General features: G+C 63.2%; 18 protein-coding genes and 1 tRNA gene. 8 read left to right on the plus strand and 11 right to left on the minus strand.

What is annotated here, in order from left to right; translation table 11 throughout:
- Positions 1-139 precede the first annotated feature (139 nt).
- Genes DQ230_RS03845 through DQ230_RS03860 form a run of 4 tightly spaced genes read right to left on the minus strand, consistent with a single transcriptional unit; the run spans position 140 to position 3,702 of the window.
- On the minus strand, positions 140-991 hold the full coding sequence (locus DQ230_RS03845) for a metal ABC transporter permease (protein WP_113911192.1): 852 nt from the start codon (positions 989-991) through the stop codon (positions 140-142).
- On the minus strand, positions 991-1,872 hold the full coding sequence (locus DQ230_RS03850; RefSeq protein WP_113911341.1) for a metal ABC transporter permease: 882 nt from the start codon (positions 1,870-1,872) through the stop codon (positions 991-993). The genes DQ230_RS03845 and DQ230_RS03850 overlap by 1 nt, the downstream gene beginning before the upstream one ends.
- Positions 1,872-2,765 (minus strand): manganese/iron ABC transporter ATP-binding protein, encoded by an 894-nt coding sequence (locus DQ230_RS03855; protein ID WP_113911193.1) that lies wholly within the window; start codon positions 2,763-2,765, stop codon positions 1,872-1,874. The genes DQ230_RS03850 and DQ230_RS03855 overlap by 1 nt, the downstream gene beginning before the upstream one ends.
- 34 nt (positions 2,766-2,799) lie before the next feature.
- Positions 2,800-3,702, minus strand: coding sequence for a metal ABC transporter substrate-binding protein (locus DQ230_RS03860; protein WP_113911194.1), 903 nt, complete (start codon positions 3,700-3,702; stop codon positions 2,800-2,802).
- Positions 3,703-3,916: 214 nt separating this feature from the next.
- Between DQ230_RS03860 and DQ230_RS03865 the strand changes: the two genes are divergently transcribed.
- Entirely contained in the window at positions 3,917-4,375 is a 459-nt protein-coding gene (locus tag DQ230_RS03865) for an MmcB family DNA repair protein (RefSeq protein WP_113911342.1), read from the plus strand.
- A 3-nt stretch (positions 4,376-4,378) separates the two neighbouring features.
- Here DQ230_RS03865 and DQ230_RS03870 read toward each other — a convergent pair whose 3' ends face one another.
- Positions 4,379-4,564 (minus strand): DUF6324 family protein, encoded by a 186-nt coding sequence (locus tag DQ230_RS03870; protein ID WP_113911195.1) that lies wholly within the window; start codon positions 4,562-4,564, stop codon positions 4,379-4,381.
- Positions 4,565-4,737: 173 nt separating this feature from the next.
- Between DQ230_RS03870 and DQ230_RS03875 the strand changes: the two genes are divergently transcribed.
- Positions 4,738-4,814, plus strand: a tRNA-His gene (locus DQ230_RS03875).
- Between the two features lie 11 nt (positions 4,815-4,825).
- Here the strand turns inward: DQ230_RS03875 and DQ230_RS03880 are convergent.
- Positions 4,826-5,131 (minus strand): DUF6476 family protein, encoded by a 306-nt coding sequence (locus tag DQ230_RS03880; protein WP_113911196.1) that lies wholly within the window; start codon positions 5,129-5,131, stop codon positions 4,826-4,828.
- On the opposite strand from DQ230_RS03880, the gene DQ230_RS03885 reads away from it, so the two are divergent.
- A complete protein-coding gene (locus DQ230_RS03885; RefSeq protein ID WP_113911197.1) occupies positions 5,130-6,179 on the plus strand; it encodes an RluA family pseudouridine synthase in 1,050 nt (349 codons plus the stop codon). The two genes, DQ230_RS03880 and DQ230_RS03885, sit on opposite strands and share 2 nt — an antisense overlap.
- Before the next feature lie 145 nt (positions 6,180-6,324).
- A complete protein-coding gene (gene rpoH / locus DQ230_RS03890; protein ID WP_113911198.1) occupies positions 6,325-7,221 on the plus strand; it encodes an RNA polymerase sigma factor RpoH in 897 nt (298 codons plus the stop codon).
- A gap of 80 nt (positions 7,222-7,301) precedes the next feature.
- On the opposite strand, the gene DQ230_RS03895 is transcribed toward rpoH, so the two are convergent.
- The 3 genes from DQ230_RS03895 to DQ230_RS03905 all read right to left on the minus strand — a co-directional run bounded on the left by DQ230_RS03895 (position 7,302) and on the right by DQ230_RS03905 (position 11,789).
- Positions 7,302-9,122 carry a M3 family oligoendopeptidase gene (locus DQ230_RS03895; protein WP_113911199.1) on the minus strand — a complete coding sequence of 607 codons (1,821 nt, stop codon included), beginning with the start codon at positions 9,120-9,122 and terminating at the stop codon, positions 7,302-7,304.
- Between the two features lie 70 nt (positions 9,123-9,192).
- Positions 9,193-10,785: an ATP-dependent DNA ligase gene (locus DQ230_RS03900; RefSeq protein WP_113911200.1), complete on the minus strand. Its 1,593-nt coding sequence runs from the start codon at positions 10,783-10,785 to the stop codon at positions 9,193-9,195.
- A complete protein-coding gene (locus DQ230_RS03905) occupies positions 10,782-11,789 on the minus strand; it encodes a ligase-associated DNA damage response exonuclease (RefSeq protein WP_113911201.1) in 1,008 nt (335 codons plus the stop codon). Before DQ230_RS03905 ends, DQ230_RS03900 begins: the two co-directional genes overlap by 4 nt.
- 95 nt (positions 11,790-11,884) lie before the next feature.
- Here DQ230_RS03905 and DQ230_RS03910 point away from each other — a divergent pair, with 95 nt between their 5' ends.
- Positions 11,885-12,715, plus strand: coding sequence for a fumarylacetoacetate hydrolase family protein (locus DQ230_RS03910; protein ID WP_113911202.1), 831 nt, complete (start codon positions 11,885-11,887; stop codon positions 12,713-12,715).
- Here the strand turns inward: DQ230_RS03910 and DQ230_RS03915 are convergent.
- Positions 12,712-13,653, minus strand: coding sequence for an alpha/beta fold hydrolase (locus DQ230_RS03915; protein WP_113911203.1), 942 nt, complete (start codon positions 13,651-13,653; stop codon positions 12,712-12,714). The genes DQ230_RS03910 and DQ230_RS03915 overlap by 4 nt on opposite strands.
- Entirely contained in the window at positions 13,653-13,943 is a 291-nt protein-coding gene (locus tag DQ230_RS03920) for an SCP2 sterol-binding domain-containing protein (RefSeq protein WP_113911204.1), read from the minus strand. The genes DQ230_RS03915 and DQ230_RS03920 overlap by 1 nt, the downstream gene beginning before the upstream one ends.
- A gap of 71 nt (positions 13,944-14,014) precedes the next feature.
- Here DQ230_RS03920 and DQ230_RS03925 point away from each other — a divergent pair, with 71 nt between their 5' ends.
- From DQ230_RS03925 to DQ230_RS03935, 3 genes are read left to right on the plus strand one after another with little or no spacing between them, the layout of a single operon-like run.
- Positions 14,015-14,572 (plus strand): tetratricopeptide repeat protein, encoded by a 558-nt coding sequence (locus DQ230_RS03925; protein WP_238987412.1) that lies wholly within the window; start codon positions 14,015-14,017, stop codon positions 14,570-14,572.
- Between the two features lie 31 nt (positions 14,573-14,603).
- On the plus strand, positions 14,604-17,468 hold the full coding sequence (locus tag DQ230_RS03930) for a helicase-related protein (RefSeq protein ID WP_113911205.1): 2,865 nt from the start codon (positions 14,604-14,606) through the stop codon (positions 17,466-17,468).
- Positions 17,465-17,872, plus strand: a complete 408-nt coding sequence (locus tag DQ230_RS03935) for an RNA-binding S4 domain-containing protein (protein WP_238987413.1) — start codon at positions 17,465-17,467, stop codon at positions 17,870-17,872. The genes DQ230_RS03930 and DQ230_RS03935 overlap by 4 nt, the downstream gene beginning before the upstream one ends.
- Positions 17,873-17,874: the final 2 nt, after the last annotated feature.

Below are 17,874 nucleotides of genomic sequence, written 5' to 3' on the forward strand. Positions count from 1 at the left end.
CTCCTGACGGTGGTCCCGAATACTAAGACCGCCAACACGTTAAGAAATTATGCACAAGCGCAATATTTCCGGCCCGTGGCATGGTCCGCAGCGGGCATTAGGAGCGGTTTGCGCAGCGGGGGTCAAGGGCGGTTTGCGGTCAGGAACCCGCCGCCACGCGCTGCCGCGAGGTGCGGCGCGTGACCATCTGGCGCCGGATGAAAGCGACGATAAACAGCGCCGTCAGGATCAGGATGATGGTCGGGGCCGGCGCGCTGTCCAGGAAAAAGCTGGCATAGGTGCCCAGCAGCATGGAGGCCATGCAGACCAGAACCGACACCCATAGCATCGTGGAAAATTTGCGCACGATCAGAAATGCGATGGCGCCCGGCGCGATCAGAAGCCCGATGGCCAGGATCAGCCCCGCCGCCGACAGCGTCGCCACGATGGTCAGCGACAACGCGGCCAGCAATCCGTAATGCAGCCCATTGACCCACAAGCCCGACGCGCGCGCCTGCGCGGGATCAAAGCTGTGCAGCAGGAAATCCTTCCACTTCAACACCAGCAGCAGGCCCACCCCGGCCGAGATGATGCCCGCCAGCCACATATCGTCCGGTCCCACGCCCAGCATGTTGCCGAACAGGATGTGATCCAGGTGCATGTTCGTCTCGATCGAGACATAAAGAACGATGCCAACGCCAAACATGCCGGAAAACACGACCCCCATCACGGTGTCCTGTTTGATCCGGCTGTTGCTGGCCAGATACCCGGTGGTCAGCGCGCAGGTCATGCCTGCCGCAAAGGCGCCAATGATCAGAGGAATGCCCAGAATATAGGCCAGCACGATGCCCGGCAGCACCGCATGGCTGACCGCATCGCCCATCAGCGCCCAGCCCTTCATCACCAGAAAGCATGACAGAAGGGCGGCAGGGACGGACACGATCATCGAAATCAGGAAGGCGTTTTGCATGAACCCGAATTGAAAGGGCAGCATGAGGGTGTCGAAATCCATTACTTGATCTCCGCGCTCAGGGCGCCGGGGCCGCGCCGCAGCGCCGCCCGCGCCTTGCGTTTGGCCGCCAGCAGACCGTGTTTGGGGGCAAATATGAAGGCGAGCAGGAATATCGCCGTTTGCAGCGTCACGATGATACCGCCCGTTGCGCCGTCCAGAAAATAGCTGGCATAGGCGCCGACAAAGCTGGTGATGGCGCCGATGGCGACCGACATTGCGATCAACCGGGGGAACCGGTCGCAAAGCAGGTAGGCCGTCGCGCCGGGCGTGACGACCAGCGCGATGACCAGAAACGCGCCGACGGTCTGCATCGCCGCCACGACCGAGGCCGACAGCAGGATGAAGAAGACCGCCTTCAGCAGGCCGGGGCGCAGGCCGATGGTGCGCGCGTGGCTTTCGTCAAAGAAGGTGACCATCAGATCCTTCCACTTGGCCAGCAGGATCGCCAGCGACACAAAGCCGATGATGGCCAGTTGCAGCGTATCCTCGGGCGTGATGGCCAGAATGTTGCCCATGGTGATGGTCTGGATCGACACCGACATCGGGTTGACCGACACGATGAACAGGCCCAGCCCGAAAAACGAGGTAAAGATCAGGCCGATGATGACATCCACCTTCAGCCCCGACCGCTCGGACAGAAACAGCATTGCGCCGGCGGCCAGACCGCCCGCGATGAACGCGCCCAGCGCGAAGGGCAGGCCAAGGATATAGGCGCCCGCCACCCCCGGCACCACCGAGTGCGACAGCGCATCGCCGATCAGCGACCAGCCTTTCAGCATCAGATAGGCAGACAGAAACGCGCAGACGCCGCCGACAAGCGCCGAGACCCACATCGCGTTGGTCATGTAATTGTATGAGAACGGCTCCAGCAGATAAGACATCATGATTTGCGCCGCCTGCGCTGTGTCTTGTCGCCGTATTGCACCAAAGGCCGTTCGTCATCGCTGAAGATCGTGACCGAGCGGGCATCCTCGTCATCGTGCAGCGCGTCACCGCCCAGCGTGAAGTGGCGCAGCACGCCGCCAAACGCCGCCTCAAGGTTTTCGCGGGTGAATGTCGTCTCGGTCGGCCCGTAGCTGAGCACGGTGCCCTTGACCAGAACGGTGCGGTCGCAAAATTCGGGCACAGATCCTAGGTTGTGGGTGGATACCAGCATCACGCGGCCCTCATCGCGCAATTCGCGCAGAAGGGCGATGATCTGCTCTTCGGTTTTGACATCGACGCCGGTGAATGGCTCGTCCAGCAGGATGACCTGCCCGTCCTGCGCCAGCGCGCGGGCCAGAAAGACCCGCTTGCGCTGGCCGCCCGACAGCTCGCCAATCTGGCGGTGGCGGAAATCCTGCATGCTGACGCGGCTCAGCGCCTGATCCACCGCGTCGCGGTCGGCCTGTTTCGGGCGGCGCAGGAACCCCATATGGCCATAGCGGCCCATCATCACCACATCCTCGACCAGCACGGGGAAAGCCCAATCGACCTCCTCGGACTGGGGGACATAGGCGACAAGGTTTTTCGCCAGCGCCTGTTTGACATCCATGCCCAGAATTTCGATGCGGCCCTTTGCGGCGGGAACGAAACCCATGATCGCCTTGAACAGCGTGGATTTGCCGGCGCCGTTCACACCAACCAGCGCGGTGATCGTGCCGCGCGGGATCTCGAAGCTGGCGTCCCACAGGGCGGTGTGGCCGTTGCGGTAGGTCACAGTCACATCCCGCGCCATCAGTCCGGCGCGAGCGGTGCTGTCTTTGCCTTGCGGCACTATCGGATCATGGCGCATGTCGTCTCCTTTGGCGGGCCGCACCGGGCGGGCCTCATTCTGCTGCGGCGGTCAGGCCGGTTGCGACGGTGCTGGACGTCACGCGCAGCAGGTCCAGATAGGTCGGCACCGGCCCGTCCGGCGCGCTGAGGCTGTCGACATACAAAACGCCGCCGTATCGCGCGCCGGTTTCACGCGCGACCTGTTCGGCAGGGGCGGTGTTGACCGTGGTTTCACAGAATACGGCGGGAATGTCGTTGCCCCTCACGCCGTCAATCACGGCGCGAACCTGCTGCGGGGTGCCCACCTGATCGGCATTCATCGGCCACAGATACAGCTCTTGCAGGCCGAAATCGCGGGCCAGATAGCTGAACGCGCCTTCGCAGGTGACCAGCCAGCGCCGGTCCTCGGGGATGGCGGCGATTGCGTCGCGCAGCGGCTCGATCGTGGCGCGCAGTTGCTGTTTGTAGGCGGCGGCGTTTTCGGCATAGACGGCGGCGTTGTCCGGATCATGCCGGGCAAAGGATTTCTCGATATTGTCGATATAGATCAGCGCGTTATCAAGGCCCATCCACGCGTGGGGGTTCGGCATCCCCTCATAGCTGCCCGATGCGATGGATATGGGGTCGATCCCGTCGGTCAGGGTGGCCGATGGCACGTCCTTCATGTTGGTCAGAAACTGCTCGAACCATAGTTCCAGATTCATGCCGTTCCACAGGATCAGATCGGCATCCATGGCGCGCACGATGTCCTGCGGTGTCGGCTCGTAGCCGTGGATTTCGGCACCGGGTTTGGTGATGGACACCACGTCGGCCGCGTCGCCCGCCACATTTGCCGCCATGTCGGCCAGTACGGTGAAGGTTGTAACCACCTTCATCCGGTCCTCGGCCAGGGCTGCCTGCGCGCAGAAAGTTGCAAGCGCAAGAGTGGACGTTGTTTTGAAGAATCGAGCCAGCATTCGGGCGCCTCCTTGTTGAGCTACCATGCTGTAGATGCAAGTCAGTCGCAACTGTCAAGCGGTATTGCGAATTATTCTCATCTAGGCGCGGCTGAGCAGGCTCATGCCGACCCTCTGAAATGTGCGGTATCGTCGCGGGCTATGCGGTGTTCATGGCCGGCGGAATGAGGTAGTCAGGCGCTTGATTGCCCATTGATCGGTGCCGCCAGACGCCATGCAGAAACCCACAGTAACGGTATTGGATCAGCTGCTTCCGGGGCAGATTCTGGCGCGGGGCGTGTGCCGCCACCTGGCCGAGATGGACTTTGCCGCGCTTGAGGAATACGTGCCCGAGCGGGGGCGGCGCGTCGATGTCATGGCGCTGGGCCCCAAGGGCGAGCTGTGGGTGATCGAATGTAAATCCAGCCGCGCGGATTTCATGTCAGACAGCAAATGGCAGGGCTATCTGGACTGGGCCGACCGGTTTTTCTGGGCGGTCGATGCCGATTTTCCGGCAGATATCCTGCCGGCTGAAACCGGGCTGATCATGGCCGACGGGTATGGCGCCGAAATCATGCGCATGGGGCCGGAAACGCGGCTGCCCGGTGCGCGGCGCAGTGCTATCACCCGCAAATTCGCGCGCGATGCGGCGCGGCGCCTGCAAGGCTGGCGGGATCCGGGTAATCGGGGCTGAGCGTCAGCCGATCTTGGCGGCGCTTTTGGCGGCGGCCACGATCTCGGCGGCGATCTCCTCGGCTTCTTCGGGGGAGAAGTCCATCGGGATTTCGACACCTTGCGATTCGATATAGATGCGCACCATGCCCTGATCCGTCGGGCCGATCTGCATGTTGGCTTCGACGTCGCGTTCGCTGTTGATGCCCATGATCCCGCTCCTTTGATGGTCGGCGCCGGGATAGCCCGGCCTGCATGGCTTGGCAACCCGGATCGCGCGGGCCGGATCGTTCCGGCCTGTCTGGCATTGCCGCATTTTAGGGGGTAAAAATCCGCTGGATAAGGGTTGCAATCGTGCGCACCCGGCGCTAAATCGCAGGCAGTGCCGCCTTAGCTCAGTTGGTTAGAGCGCTTGATTGTGGATCAAGAGGTCCCTGGTTCGAGACCAGGAGGTGGTACCACCCTTTACCTTTCAGTTCTCGATGCGGATCGTCTGGCGCAGGTTGCCTGTCAGTCGGTCAAAGATGAGGATTTCATCCGCATCCGTCACCACCGCATACCAATCGCCCCCTTGGGTAAAGGCGCTGGCCGCCGTGCCATCGGGCAGGGTGATTGACGCCGGCAGCGTCACATCATCGCCCCCTGCGAAGCGGGTGACAAACAGTGCGGTGATGATTATGAACCCGATGATCATCGTCCCGGTCAATGTCGTGACCAGCACGCGCAAGTATTTCACCATTGCCGGATCGACCGGCTGCATCTGGGGATCATCATCCATGGGGTTAAGCCTTTTGACTGTGCGTATCGGTATGGACCCGCCGCCCCGCCTTGACAAGGCATTGGCGCGTGATGTGCCCGAGGACGCCGCGCTGTCGCGCACCCGGCTTGCCCGGCTGATCGAAGGCGGGCAGGTCACCGTCAACGGCGCTGTCATCACCGACGGCAAGGCGCGGATCGAGGAGGGCGACGAGGTGGCCATCACCGTGCCGGAGGCTGAAGAAAGCCATATCCTGCCCGAGGATATCGCGCTGGACATCGTTTATGAGGATGCTGATCTGGTGGTGGTCAACAAGCCCGCCGGCATGGTTGTGCATCCCGCGCCCGGCACGCCCACCGGCACGCTGGTCAATGCGCTGCTGCATCATTTCGGCGGCGATCTGTCCGGCGTTGGCGGGGCCAAGCGGCCCGGCATCGTTCACCGGATCGACAAGGATACCAGCGGGCTGCTGGTGGTGGCAAAATCGGACGCGGCGCATCACGGCCTTGCCGCGCAGTTTGAAAAACACAGCGCGCAGCGGCGGTATCTGGCGCTGTGCAACGGGGTGCCGGACGCGTCCGACCCGCGCCTGCGCGGCTTGCGCGGCGTTACGTTCGAGCCGGGCAATATCCTGCGGATTGCCACCCATCTGGGCCGCCACCGCACGGACCGGCAAAAGCAGGCTGTCGGCTGGTCCGGCGGGCGCCATGCCGTGACGCGCGCCCGCGTGGTGGAGCGGTTCGGGGCGCCTGCCGCCTGCGCGCTGCTGGAATGCTGGCTTGAGACGGGGCGCACCCATCAGATCCGGGTGCATATGGCCTATGCCGGGCATGGGCTGATCGGCGATCCGGTCTATGGCGGCAAACGCAAACTGCCGCACAAGGTGCTGCCGCCGCTTGGACTGGCGATGGCGCAGGCGTTTCCGCGGCAGGCGTTGCATGCGGCCAGTCTGGGGTTCGTGCATCCGGTCAGCGGCAGGGAACTGATGTTCGAGGCCTCATTGCCCGACGACATGACCTCGCTGATTGCGGCGCTCACGCCGCCGGGCGCGGATAGCACAGTCGCGTGATCCCGCCGACACATGGCTGGCACAGGGAACGACCGGCGTTCATGGTAGTTTAACCGAAACATGCAAGAAGCATTGAAAAGCGGCGCATCTGCGCCCAAATAGATGTTAAAGCCGTAAACATTGCGGCATCCGAGGGGGCAACCAGATGGCAAACTATGCAAATCTGCCGGCACCGACGCCGGAAGGCGGGCTGAACCGATACATGCAGGAAATCCGCAAATTTCCGCTGCTCGAGCTCGAAGAAGAATACATGCTGGCCAAACGCTGGGTCGAGCAGGAAGATACCGAAGCGGCGCACCGCATGGTGACATCACACCTGCGTCTGGCGGCTAAAATCGCGATGGGCTATCGCGGTTACGGCCTGCCGCAGGCCGAGGTGATTTCCGAGGCGAATGTCGGCCTGATGCAGGCGGTCAAGCGGTTCGATCCTGAAAAGGGGTTCCGCCTTGCGACCTATGCGATGTGGTGGATCCGCGCCAGCATTCAGGAATACATCCTGCGCAGCTGGTCACTGGTCAAGATGGGCACCACATCGGCGCAGAAGAAGCTGTTCTTCAACCTGCGCAAGGCCAAGAACAAGATCGGCGCGTTGGAAGAGGGCGACTTGCGCCCCGAAAACGTCAAGATCATCGCGACCCAGCTGGGCGTGACCGAGAAGGAAGTCATCTCGATGAACCGGCGCATGTCGGGCGGGGATGCATCGCTGAACGCCACGGTCGGCTCCGAAGGCGAAGGCACGATGCAATGGCAGGACTGGCTGGAGGATGAGGGCGCAGATCAGGCAACTGATTACGAGGAAATGGACGAGTTGACCGCCCGCCGCGAGATGCTGGCCGAGGCGATGGACGTGTTGAACGACCGCGAAAAGGACATTCTGACTCAGCGTCGCCTCAGCGATCAGACGATCACGCTGGAGGATCTCAGCAGCCAGTATGATGTCAGCCGCGAACGCATTCGCCAGATCGAAGTGCGCGCGTTTGAGAAGTTGCAGGCACGCATGCGCAGCCTGGCGCAGGAAAAGGGAATGATGGAGGACGCATAACGCGTCTGCCATTTTGATACGGACTGATCCGGCGGGACATCCCGCCGGATTTTTGTTGTCTCGCCGCCTGCTGGGCGGTTTCAGTCTTCCATCGCTTCCAGTTCGTCGATCATGCCGGAAATCATGTTCAGGCCCTTGTCCCAGAATTTGGGATCGCTGGCATCAAGGCCAAAAGGTTTCAACAGGTCGGAGTGATGCTTGGACCCGCCCGCCTTGAGCATGTCGAAGTATTTGTCCTGAAATCCTTCAGGATTTTCTTCGTACACCGCGTAAAGTGCGTTAACCAAACCGTCGCCGAACGCGTAGGCATACACGTAGAACGGCGAATGCACGAAATGCGGGATATAGGCCCAGAACGTCTCGTATCCGTCCGCGAAATCAAACACAGGCCCCAGCGATTCGGCCTGTACCGACATCCAAAGCGCGTTGATATCGTCGGGTGTCAGCTCGCCCTCGCGGCGCGCGGCATGCAACTTGCATTCGAAATCGTAAAACGCGATCTGGCGCACGACGGTGTTGATCATATCCTCGACCTTGCCGGCCAGCATCACCTTGCGCTCGGCATCGTCCTTTGCATTGTCCAGCATGCGGCGGAAGGTCAGCATTTCGCCGAAAACGCTGGCAGTTTCGGCCAAGGTCAGCGGCGTCGAGGACAGCAATTCACCTTGCCCCGCCGCCAATACCTGATGCACTCCGTGGCCCAGCTCATGCGCCAGCGTCATCACGTCGCGCGGTTTGCCGAGGTAATTGAGCATCACGTAAGGATGCACATTGGTCACGGTCGGGTGGGCGAACGCGCCGGGCGCCTTGCCCTTCTTTACGCCCGCATCGATCCAGCCCTTGTCAAAGAACGGCTGCGCCAGATCGCCCATGCGCGGATCGAATTCGCTGTAGGCGTTCATCACCGTGTCGCGCGCGTCGTCCCAGCCGACCACCTTGGTTTCCTCCATCGGCAGCGGCGCGTTGCGATCCCAGACCTGCATCCGCTCCAGCCCCAGCCATTTCGCTTTTAGCGCGTAATAGCGGTGGCTCAGCTTGGGGTAGGCGGCGACAACGGCGTCGCGCAGCGCCTCGACCACCTCGGGTTCCACATCGTTGCTGAGGTGGCGGCCGGTTTGCGCGGTGGGCATGCCGCGCCAGCGGTCGATCACCTCTTTTTCCTTGGCCGATGTGTTGTGGACGCGGGCAAACGTGCGGATATTCTCGCCGAAAACGCGCGCCAATTCGCGCGTGGCCGCCTCGCGCTTGGCGCGGTCCTGTTCGGTCAGCAGGTTCAGCGTGCCCTCGATGCCCAGCTCCTCGCCATCCACGGTAAAGCTCAGCCCGGCGATGGTTTCATCGAACAAACGTTCCCACGCGTCGCCAACGACGCCCAGATCGTGCAGGAATTTCTCCATCTCGTCGGACAGCTGGTAGGGCTTCATCGCGCGAATGCGGTCCAGAACAGGCTTGTAGCGGGCCAGATCGGCGTTTTCGCTCAGCAGGCCAGCCAGGTGGTCATCCTCCAGCCGGTTCAGCTCCAGCGTGAAAAACACCAGCGGCGTAGTGAAATTGGTAATCTTTTCCTGACAGTCTGACAGGAATTTGGTGCGCGCCGGGTCTGTCGTCAGTTGATGATAGCGCAGGCCGGCATAGGACATGATGCGCCCGGCGATATTGCTGATCGCCTCGTCGCGGTGAATGCATTTCAGCAGGCCGGCGGCATCCAGATCGGCCAGCTTGCCCTCGTAATCGGCGGCAAAGGCGGCGCATTCCTGCTCCAGCCACGTCATATCGCGGGCCAGCTCTGGCGCGTCGGGGGCGGTGTAGAGATCGCTCAGGTCCCATTCGGGTAGATTGCCCAGATCGCCCCCCTTGGCGTTTGCGTTGGCATCATGGGCGGGCTGGGGCAGGTGGATCATGGGATGGCTCCTTTAACTTTCTACCCTGACATAGGCGGCGCGCGCGCCGCGCTCAAGGGCGGCGCGGCGATCAGCCGTATTGCCGCAGCATTTCGTGCAGGTCGTCCAGCGTGTTCGCCTCTGCCAGCGGCTTGTCATGGCGCCAGCGCTTCATTCGCGGAAACCGCAGCGCGACGCCGGATTTATGGCGCGGCGACGGCGCGATCCCCTCGAACGCGATTTCGAACACATGCTCGGGCGTGACTTGCCGCACAGGGCCAAACCGCTGAAGCGTGTGGCGGCGGACCCATGCGGTTATCTTGCGGAACTCCTCGTCGGTCAGACCGGAATACGCCTTGGTGAAGGGGACCAGATCATTGCCGCTCCACACGGCAAAGGTGAAATCGGTGAACAGGTTCGCGCGCCGCCCCGACCCTTGCTGCGCGTAGATCATCACCGCGTCGATGGTCAGCGGGTCCAGCTTCCATTTCCACCAGTCGCCCTTTTTGCGACCCGCATGATACGGGCTGGCGGCAGATTTCAGCATCAAACCTTCGGCGCGATTGTCGCGCGCGGTGCTGCGGATCTGCGCCAGAGTGTCCCAGCTGTCGAACCCGATCAGATGCGACGGACGGATGGGCGCGGCATCGGGCAGCGCGCCCAGCAGCGCATCCATCCGGGCGCGGCGCCGGGCAAAGGGCAGGGCGCGCAGATCCTTGCCGCCCTCCTCCAACAGGTCATAGGCCAGCAGGATGACGGGCGCCTCGGCCAGCAGTTTTTTCGGCACGGTCTTGCGGCCGATCCGCTTTTGCAGCGCGTTGAAGGGCAGGGGCGCGGCGCCGTCCCATGCCACGATTTCGCCGTCCAGAACGGTGCCACCGGGCAAAAACTCTGCCGCGCCCGCAAATTCAGGAAAGCGGTCGGTCATCAGCTCTTCGCCGCGCGACCAGACGAAATGCGCATCCCCGCGCGCGATCAGCTGCCCCCGGATGCCGTCCCACTTCCATTCGGCCAGCCAATCCTCTGGCGGCCCCAGCGCGCCCGGCCCCTCCTCCAGCGCGTAGGCCAGACAGAACGGGTAGGGCCGCGATTGCGCCGCCTCGGGGTCCGGCGCCTCGATCAGACGGGCGAAAGTCGTCGTGTCGGGGGTCCAGTCGCCCATCAGACGGTGGGCCAGCTCCGCCTCGTCCTGACCGGTGGACTGCGCCAGCGCGCGCGTCATCAGTTTGCGGCTGATACCCACGCGAAAGCCGCCGGTGAGCAGCTTGTTGAAGACCAGCCGCTCTGCCGCGTCCATCTGGTCCCACGCGTCCAGCACGGCGGCGCGGCGCGTCTCCTCCTCCGCACCGTCAAGGCCGCGCAGAAAGGCGATCCAGTCTGTCAGACTGCGGTCATGGCCCCGTGTGGGTGGCGGCAGCACCAGCGCGATGGTTTCCGCCAGATCGCCGACAATCGGATACGCCTCCTCGAACAGCCATAGCGGAATGCCCGCTTGTTCGGCGGCCCAGACGCGCAGTTTGGTCGTGGTGATCGCCCGGCGCGGGCGCCGACCGGAAAACAGCGCGATGGTCCAAAGGCGATCCGCCTCGGGCGCCGCGTCGAAATAAGCGGCAAGCGCGGCGACCTTCGCGCTGGTTTTGGTCGTCTGGTCGATGGCGGCGTATAGCGCGGTGAACCTCTTCATTCGCCATCCTCCGCCGCGCCGCTGGCGGATTCGCCGGTAAATTCTGTTGTCAGCGCCTCGGCGTTATATCCTTCGCTCTTCAACCAACGCGCGAAGATGTCAGTGTAACCATGTGTTGCGTATATGTTTTCTGCGCCCGTCGCCTTGATCGCCGTATTCAGCCCGGTCCAGTCGGCATGGTCGGACACGACAAAACCGCGATCCACCGTGCGCCGCCTGCGCACACCGCGCAGGCGCATCCAGCCGCTGGCAAAACCGGTTGCCGCCGGTTTGAAGCGGCGCGCCCAGTCGCTGCCCATGGCACCGGGGGGCGCGATGACCATGGCGCCGGGATGGTCCTTGGGCACCAGCTCGGGCGTGACGCGGCGGGTGGCTGGCAGGTCAAACCCCTGTTCGCGCAGAATGTCATTTGTAGCCGCCACCGCGCCGTGGGTCAGGATCGGGCCGATGGACGCGTCCAGCATCGACAGGACGCGCTGCGCCTTGCCCAGTGAGTAGGCGCCAAGCAGGCTGAATTGTCCGTTGGCCGCGTTCGCTGCCCACCAGTCATTGATCTCGCGGGCGACATCGGCCTCGTCGGGCCATTCAAACACGGGCAGGCCAAAGGTGCATTCGGTGATGAAACTATGGCATGTCACAGGCTCGAACGGGGTTGAAATGGCATCCGGTGTCGTCTTGTAATCGCCCGACACAACCCAGACTTCGCCGCCAACCTCCACCCGGATCTGCGCCGAACCGGGGATGTGGCCGGCCGGATGAAAGGATACTTTGGCGCCGCCGATCTGGCGATCTTCACCATATGTTATCGAATCAATGGCTATATCGCCCAAGCGGTGCCGCATGACCGGCACGGCAATATCGGTGGCCAGATATCGGCTGTGTCCGGGCCGGGCGTGATCGGCGTGGCCGTGCGTAATCAGCGCCCGGTCAACCGGGCGCCACGGGTCGATGTAGAAATCGCCTGCCGGGCAATAAATGCCCTGGGGTTTGAACTGAAGAACCATGATGGAATAGTAGATCGCCGGTTGCAGTTTGCCAGCCCCTTGCACCGTTGCCCAAAGCGGATAGTCTGCACGCAAATTGCGACAGGGAGCAGAGCATGAAATTTGTAAGATTTGGCGAGGCTGGGGCGGAAAAGCCCGGTGTCCTTGATGGTGATGGCCAGCTGCGCGATCTGTCCGGTGTCGTGCCGGACATCGCGGGCGATGCGCTGGCGTCGCTGGGCCAGATTGATCCGGAAGGCCTGCCGAAGGTGGGCGGTACGCCGCGCCTGGGTGCGCCTGTCGGCCATGTGGGCAAGCTGATCGGGATCGGTCTGAACTACTCCGACCACGCCGCCGAGGCCGGGCTGAAACCGCCGCCGGAGCCGATTGTATTCATGAAGGCGACGTCGTCGATCACCGGTCCGAATGACCCTGTTTATCTGCCGCGCGGGTCCGAAAAATCCGATTGGGAGGTGGAGTTGGGCGTCGTGATCGGACGCCATGCCAAGTACGTGTCCGAGGACGAGGCGTTGAATTATGTCGCCGGTTACACAATCGTCAATGACGTGTCCGAGCGGCATTTCCAGACCGAGCGGAAAGGCCAGTGGACCAAGGGCAAAAGCTGCGACAGCTTTGGCCCCATCGGGCCGTGGCTGGTGACGCCGGACGAGGCCGGTGATCCGCAGTCGATGGATCTGTCGCTGGATCTGAACGGCGAAAAGGCGCAGCGCGGCAATACCTCGTCGATGGTGTTCAGCGTCGCGTTCATCGTGTCCTATCTCAGCCAGATGATGTCGCTGCGTCCGGGTGACATCATCGCCACCGGCACACCGCCCGGCGTGGGAATGGGGATGAAACCGCCGCGTTTCCTGCGCGAAGGCGATGTGATGGAACTGGCGATCAGCGGCCTTGGCACCCAGCGGCAGGAGGTTCTGCGCGACAGTTAATCCCGCGCGGCGCCGGCCCAGAAACCCAGCAACATGTCCGTGACGCGGGTGCGCGTTTCGGGCGTGTCCATCAGCAACTCGTGCCGCCCGCCATCGACCGTTTCCAGCCGTGCGCCGGGCCAGCGGGACATGCGCGCCTCAATCGGCGCGCGGCTGACAATCGCTTCCTTGCTTCCGACGCATGTGAGGCAGGGCAGCGGCGGCGATGGCAGGCGCGCCAATCGCTTGCATTCGAGCAGGGCCGCGAACAGCCAGTGCAGGCTGGGCCCGCCCAGGGCGAGCTGGGGATAGGCCCGAAGCTGGGCGCGCATGTGCGCGTACACTTCCCTGTCGCGGGTCAGCGCGTTCGCCTCGAAAGGCGCCTCCAGCACGTAATTGCCGCGCAGGGTTCCAGGTGAAAACAGGTGGCCAAGCCCGGCCGGGCGGCTGGCCCAGCTGAGCGACCACGCAAGCGGGCGCAAGGCCGGCTTCATGGCGATGCCCCACATGGGCGCCGAGAACGCGCAGCTGGTGACGGGCAGGCCATTGCACGCGGCGCGCAGTCCAATGCACCCGCCCATGGAGTGGCCCAGCAAATGCCAGGGGCGCGGCAGGTCCAACGCTTCTGCACCTGCGATCATTGCGGCGACATCCATCTGATATTCTGCAAAATCGGCGACATGGCCAGACATCGGATCGTCCAGCGCGCGATCCGACAGCCCCTGACCGCGCCAGTCAATCGCAAGGGTGTCATACCCCGCGCCCGCAAATTTCGATGCCGTTGCCCCGTATTTTTCGATAAATTCGGTTCTGCCGGGAAACAGCAGAATGGTTCCCTTGTCGCCACCCGACGGCCAGTGGCCGATGCGTAGCCGCACACCGTCCTGCGCGCGGCGCCACATCGCACGGCCCCCCGGTGGACCCAGTGCGATGTCGTCAAAAAACGGCGCTGCCTGCATCAGCTAAGGGCGCCGGCCAGTTGCAGCGCCAGCCCCATATCCCCGTCTATATCCAGCTTACCGGTCATGAATGCCGACGCAGGGTCCAGATCGCCCATCACGATCGCCTCGAAAACATCGCCATCTGCCGTGAGCGTGACATCGGACGCCGCATCACCTGTGCGTGCGCCATCGCTGTCCACCAAAATCACGCCGTCGCCGCGCACCACGAATTTCGCGGTGCCGTCCAGCGCAGCCCCGTTCAGCTTGGCGTTGAGGGCAGTGATTGCCGCGTCTATTCTGTCGCTCATGGCTTGGCCTTTCAAAATTGATGTTGGCGGGGGTTTGCTTTCCCGCCGGAGGCGCTAAACTTGAGGGTGTTATGAGCGTTCAGCGGTTCAATCTCAATCCTTTGCTTGCGGCCTGCGCTGCGGTCCTTTGCGCGGGTGGCGCGTTTGCATCCGATGCGCGCCTGGACGAGATGTATCAGGCGCTGCGCAGCGCGCCTGCGGCTGAGGCTGTGCGGCTGGGCGAGGATATTCGCCTGCGCTTGTCCAATTCCGGATCGCCCGCGATGAACCTGCTGCTGAAACGCGGGCGCGATGCGATGGCGGCCGGGGATGCGGATCTGGCGATTGAGCTGCTCGGCGCTTTGACAGACCACGCGCCGGAGTTTGCCGAGGGCTGGCATGCGCGGTCTGTCGCGTATGCGCGGGCCGGGCTGATGGGCCCGGCGCTGGACGATCTGACGCGCAGCCTGGCGCTGGATCCGCGTAACTTTGCCGCGATCTACAGCCTTGGCGCATTGCTTGAGGAGGTCGGCCAGCCCGCGCTTGCGGCAGAGGCTTATGGCCATGTGGCCGCCATTCATCCGTATTTCGATGATGTCACCCTTGCGCTGGAGCGGCTGAACGCCCAGACCCGCGGCACTGACCTCTGACGCGCAATCCCTTCGACAGGAGACATGGCTTATGGCCGAACAGCCACGGATCCTTGCGGTCTTGGGACCGACGAACACAGGCAAGACGCATTACGCGATCGAGCGTATGCTGGGCTATCCGACCGGCGTGATCGGCCTGCCGCTGCGCCTGCTGGCGCGCGAGGTTTATGACAAGATCGTGCTGGCGCGCGGCCCGTCCGTGGTGGCGCTGGTCACCGGGGAGGAGCGGATTGTGCCGCCCCGCGTCAAATACTGGGTCTGCACGGTCGAGGCGATGCCCGAGGGGATCGGCGCCGATTTCGTCGCCATTGACGAAATCCAGCTCTGCGCCGATCCGGAGCGCGGCCATGTCTTCACCGACCGCCTGCTGAGGATGCGCGGCCTGCGCGAGACGCAGTTTTTGGGCGCGGCCACCATGCGCAACGCGATTGCCGCGCTGGTGCCCGAGGCAGAGTTCATCACGCGGCAGCGTATGTCGCAGCTCACCTATTCAGGTTCGAAAAAGATAAGCCGCATGCCGGAACGCAGTGCGATTGTCGGGTTTTCGGTTGATAATGTCTATGCCATCGCCGAGCTTTTGCGCCGTCAAAAGGGCGGCGCGGCGGTGGTCATGGGCGCGCTCAGCCCGCGCACGCGCAATGCGCAGGTGGATCTGTATCAAAACGGTGACGTTGATTATCTGGTGGCGACAGATGCCATCGGCATGGGGCTGAACCTGGATATTGACCACGTCGCATTCTCGTCGCTGACCAAATTCGACGGGCGCCGCATGCGCGATCTGATGCCGAACGAGCTGGCACAGATCGCCGGCCGCGCGGGCAGGGGCATGAGCAACGGCACCTTCGGCGTCACCGGCGAGGCGCCGGATCTGCCTCTGGACGTGGCCGAGGCGATCATGGAGCATCGCTTTGCCCCCATCCGAAAGCTTGAGTGGCGAAATGCCGCGCTGCGCACGGGCACGATCGGCGCGCTGATAAATTCGCTGGAGCAAAAGCCGCAGAACGATCTGCTGACGCGTGTGCGCGATGGCGATGACCTGACCGCCTTGCGCAGTCTGGCCGAGGCGCCGGAAATCAAGATGCGCGCAACCAACGGTAACGCGGTGAAATTGCTGTGGGATGTGTGCCGCATCCCCGACTTTCGCGGCATCAGCCGGGGCGAACATGCCAGCCTGCTGGAGACGATATTTTGCGATCTGCATGAATTTGGCCGCATCCCAGATGACTGGCTGGCCGGACAAATCAAGCGTATTGATCGAACCGATGGTGACATTGATACGTTATCTAAACGTCTGGCGTTTATTCGCACATGGACATACGTCGCCCAGCGAAAAGGCTGGGTGGATGACGAAACGCATTGGCGCGGGGCAACGCGCGCTGTAGAAGACCGATTGTCGGACGCGCTGCATGGGGCGTTGACTCAAAGATTTGTGGATCGGCGCACATCCGTGCTGTTGCGCCGGCTCAAGCAGAAGGAAGCCATTGTGGCAGAGGTTAACGATACTGGTGAAGTAACGGTCGAAGGCGAATTTGTCGGCCGCTTGGATGGGTTCCGTTTTGTTCAGGACAAGACGGCCAGCGGGGCGGAGGCGAAGATGCTGAGCCAGGCCAGCGTCTCGGCGCTGGCACCGCATTTCAATCTGCGCGCGGACCGTTTTTATAACGCCCCCGATACCGAGATTGATTTTACCGAGCAGGGCGGCCTGATGTGGGGCAAGGATGCGGTCGGCAAGCTGACCCCCGGCTCTGATCCGCTCAAACCCGGTATCAAGGTGTTTGTTGACGATGTGGCCGGCCCTGACGTGACCCAAAAGGTCGAGCGCCGCCTGCAACATTTCATCGACCGCAAGATCGCCACCCTGTTCGAGCCGCTGCTGAATATCGGCCGGGACGAAACGCTGACAGGCCTCGCGCGGGGCTTTGGCTTCCGCATGACCGAGGGCTTGGGCATCATCCCGCGCGGCGAAGTCGCCGACGAGGTAAAGTCGCTGGAGCAGGACGCGCGCGGCGCGCTGCGCAAGCATGGCGTGCGCTTTGGCCAGTTTACCGTCTTCATGCCCTTGCTGCTGAAACCGGCACCAACGCGGCTGCGTCTGGTGCTGTGGGCGCTGGCGAATGGCATGGATGATTTCCCCGAGGCGCCGCCCCCCGGTCTGGTCACGGTTCCCGCCACGCGGATGCCGCAGGGCTATTATACGATGGCCGGTTACCGCGCCGCCGGCGCCCGCGCAATCCGTATCGATATGCTGGAACGTCTGGCCGACATGCTGCGCGCCGAGGACAGCCGCGGCGGGTTCGAGGCCAAGGCCGACATGCTGTCGATCACCGGCATGACGCTGGAGCAGTTTGCAGATCTGATGACCGGCCTTGGCTACAAGGCCGAGCGCGGGGAGCGGCCCAAGGTCAAGGCCGTCGACAAGATCATGGACGACGTGCCGGGTGTCGAGCCTGAACCCGAAACCGCTCAGGACGTAGTCGAGCAGATCGAAGCCGAGGGCATCGCGCCAATCGCCGAAACGCCCGAAGACGCGGCCGAGGTTGCCGCCGAAATCCCCGAGATGAGCGAGACCGAGGTCGCGCCGGGCACCCCCGCCGATCCCATCGCGCCCGAGGCCGAGGCGGAGGTGTTCTACGTCTTCACGTGGGCGGGCCGTCCCCGCCGCAATGCCGCCCCCGAGGGCCGGGATGACAAGCCCCGCGCGCGCGGCAAACCGCAGGGCGGCAAGGACCGCAGCGGCAAACCCAAGGGCGGCAAACCGCAGGGCGGCAAGCCGCGCAGTGGTGGCAAGCCTGATACGGCCAAGAGCCACAGCGCAGGGCCTGCCCCCAAGAAGGACCGGATCGACCCGGACAATCCCTTTGCCGCAGCCCTCATGGGCCTCAAGAGCGGCAAGTGAAGCCTGCGCCGCAATCCACTGTCGAGGCAGAGAAAATCCGCCTCGACAAGTGGCTTTGGCAGGCGCGGTTCTTCAAGACGCGCGGCATCGCGGCAGCTGTCGTAAAGGGTGGCCACCTGCGTGTGAATGGCAATCGCGCGGGCAAGGCGTCGCAGCTGGTGCGCCCCGGCGATGTTCTGACCTTCCCTCAGGCCAAGGTGGTGCGCGTCATCTGTATCACCGCTATCGGCACCAGACGCGGCCCGGCGCCCGAGGCGCAGGCGCTGTATGACGATCTGACCCCGCCGCCCCCGCCACAAAGCGAAACGATTGTTTCACAAAATCCGCGTTTCGAGGGAAAAGGGCGCCCCACCAAAAGAGACCGGCGCAAACTGGACCAGAATGCCGCCGAGGCGCTTGAATGATC

The organism is Roseovarius dicentrarchi, assembly GCF_003316635.1.
In the GTDB taxonomy this organism is placed as follows: domain Bacteria; phylum Pseudomonadota; class Alphaproteobacteria; order Rhodobacterales; family Rhodobacteraceae; genus Roseovarius; species Roseovarius dicentrarchi.

Excerpts from the sequence above, each read along its gene's own strand:
- DQ230_RS03845 (WP_113911192.1), bottom strand. The coding sequence starts at position 991 with ATGGATTTCGACACCCTCATGCTGCCCTTTCAATTCGGGTTCATGCAA.
- DQ230_RS03850 (WP_113911341.1), bottom strand. The coding sequence starts at position 1,872 with ATGTCTTATCTGCTGGAGCCGTTCTCATACAATTACATGACCAACGCG.
- DQ230_RS03855 (WP_113911193.1), bottom strand. The coding sequence starts at position 2,765 with ATGCGCCATGATCCGATAGTGCCGCAAGGCAAAGACAGCACCGCTCGC.
- DQ230_RS03860 (WP_113911194.1), bottom strand. The coding sequence starts at position 3,702 with ATGCTGGCTCGATTCTTCAAAACAACGTCCACTCTTGCGCTTGCAACT.
- DQ230_RS03865 (WP_113911342.1), top strand. The coding sequence starts at position 3,917 with ATGCAGAAACCCACAGTAACGGTATTGGATCAGCTGCTTCCGGGGCAG.
- DQ230_RS03870 (WP_113911195.1), bottom strand. The coding sequence starts at position 4,564 with ATGGGCATCAACAGCGAACGCGACGTCGAAGCCAACATGCAGATCGGC.
- DQ230_RS03885 (WP_113911197.1), top strand. The coding sequence starts at position 5,130 with ATGGGGTTAAGCCTTTTGACTGTGCGTATCGGTATGGACCCGCCGCCC.
- DQ230_RS03880 (WP_113911196.1), bottom strand. The coding sequence starts at position 5,131 with ATGGATGATGATCCCCAGATGCAGCCGGTCGATCCGGCAATGGTGAAA.
- rpoH (WP_113911198.1), top strand. The coding sequence starts at position 6,325 with ATGGCAAACTATGCAAATCTGCCGGCACCGACGCCGGAAGGCGGGCTG.
- DQ230_RS03895 (WP_113911199.1), bottom strand. The coding sequence starts at position 9,122 with ATGATCCACCTGCCCCAGCCCGCCCATGATGCCAACGCAAACGCCAAG.
- DQ230_RS03900 (WP_113911200.1), bottom strand. The coding sequence starts at position 10,785 with ATGAAGAGGTTCACCGCGCTATACGCCGCCATCGACCAGACGACCAAA.
- DQ230_RS03905 (WP_113911201.1), bottom strand. The coding sequence starts at position 11,789 with ATGGTTCTTCAGTTCAAACCCCAGGGCATTTATTGCCCGGCAGGCGAT.
- DQ230_RS03910 (WP_113911202.1), top strand. The coding sequence starts at position 11,885 with ATGAAATTTGTAAGATTTGGCGAGGCTGGGGCGGAAAAGCCCGGTGTC.
- DQ230_RS03915 (WP_113911203.1), bottom strand. The coding sequence starts at position 13,653 with ATGCAGGCAGCGCCGTTTTTTGACGACATCGCACTGGGTCCACCGGGG.
- DQ230_RS03920 (WP_113911204.1), bottom strand. The coding sequence starts at position 13,943 with ATGAGCGACAGAATAGACGCGGCAATCACTGCCCTCAACGCCAAGCTG.
- DQ230_RS03925 (WP_238987412.1), top strand. The coding sequence starts at position 14,015 with ATGAGCGTTCAGCGGTTCAATCTCAATCCTTTGCTTGCGGCCTGCGCT.
- DQ230_RS03930 (WP_113911205.1), top strand. The coding sequence starts at position 14,604 with ATGGCCGAACAGCCACGGATCCTTGCGGTCTTGGGACCGACGAACACA.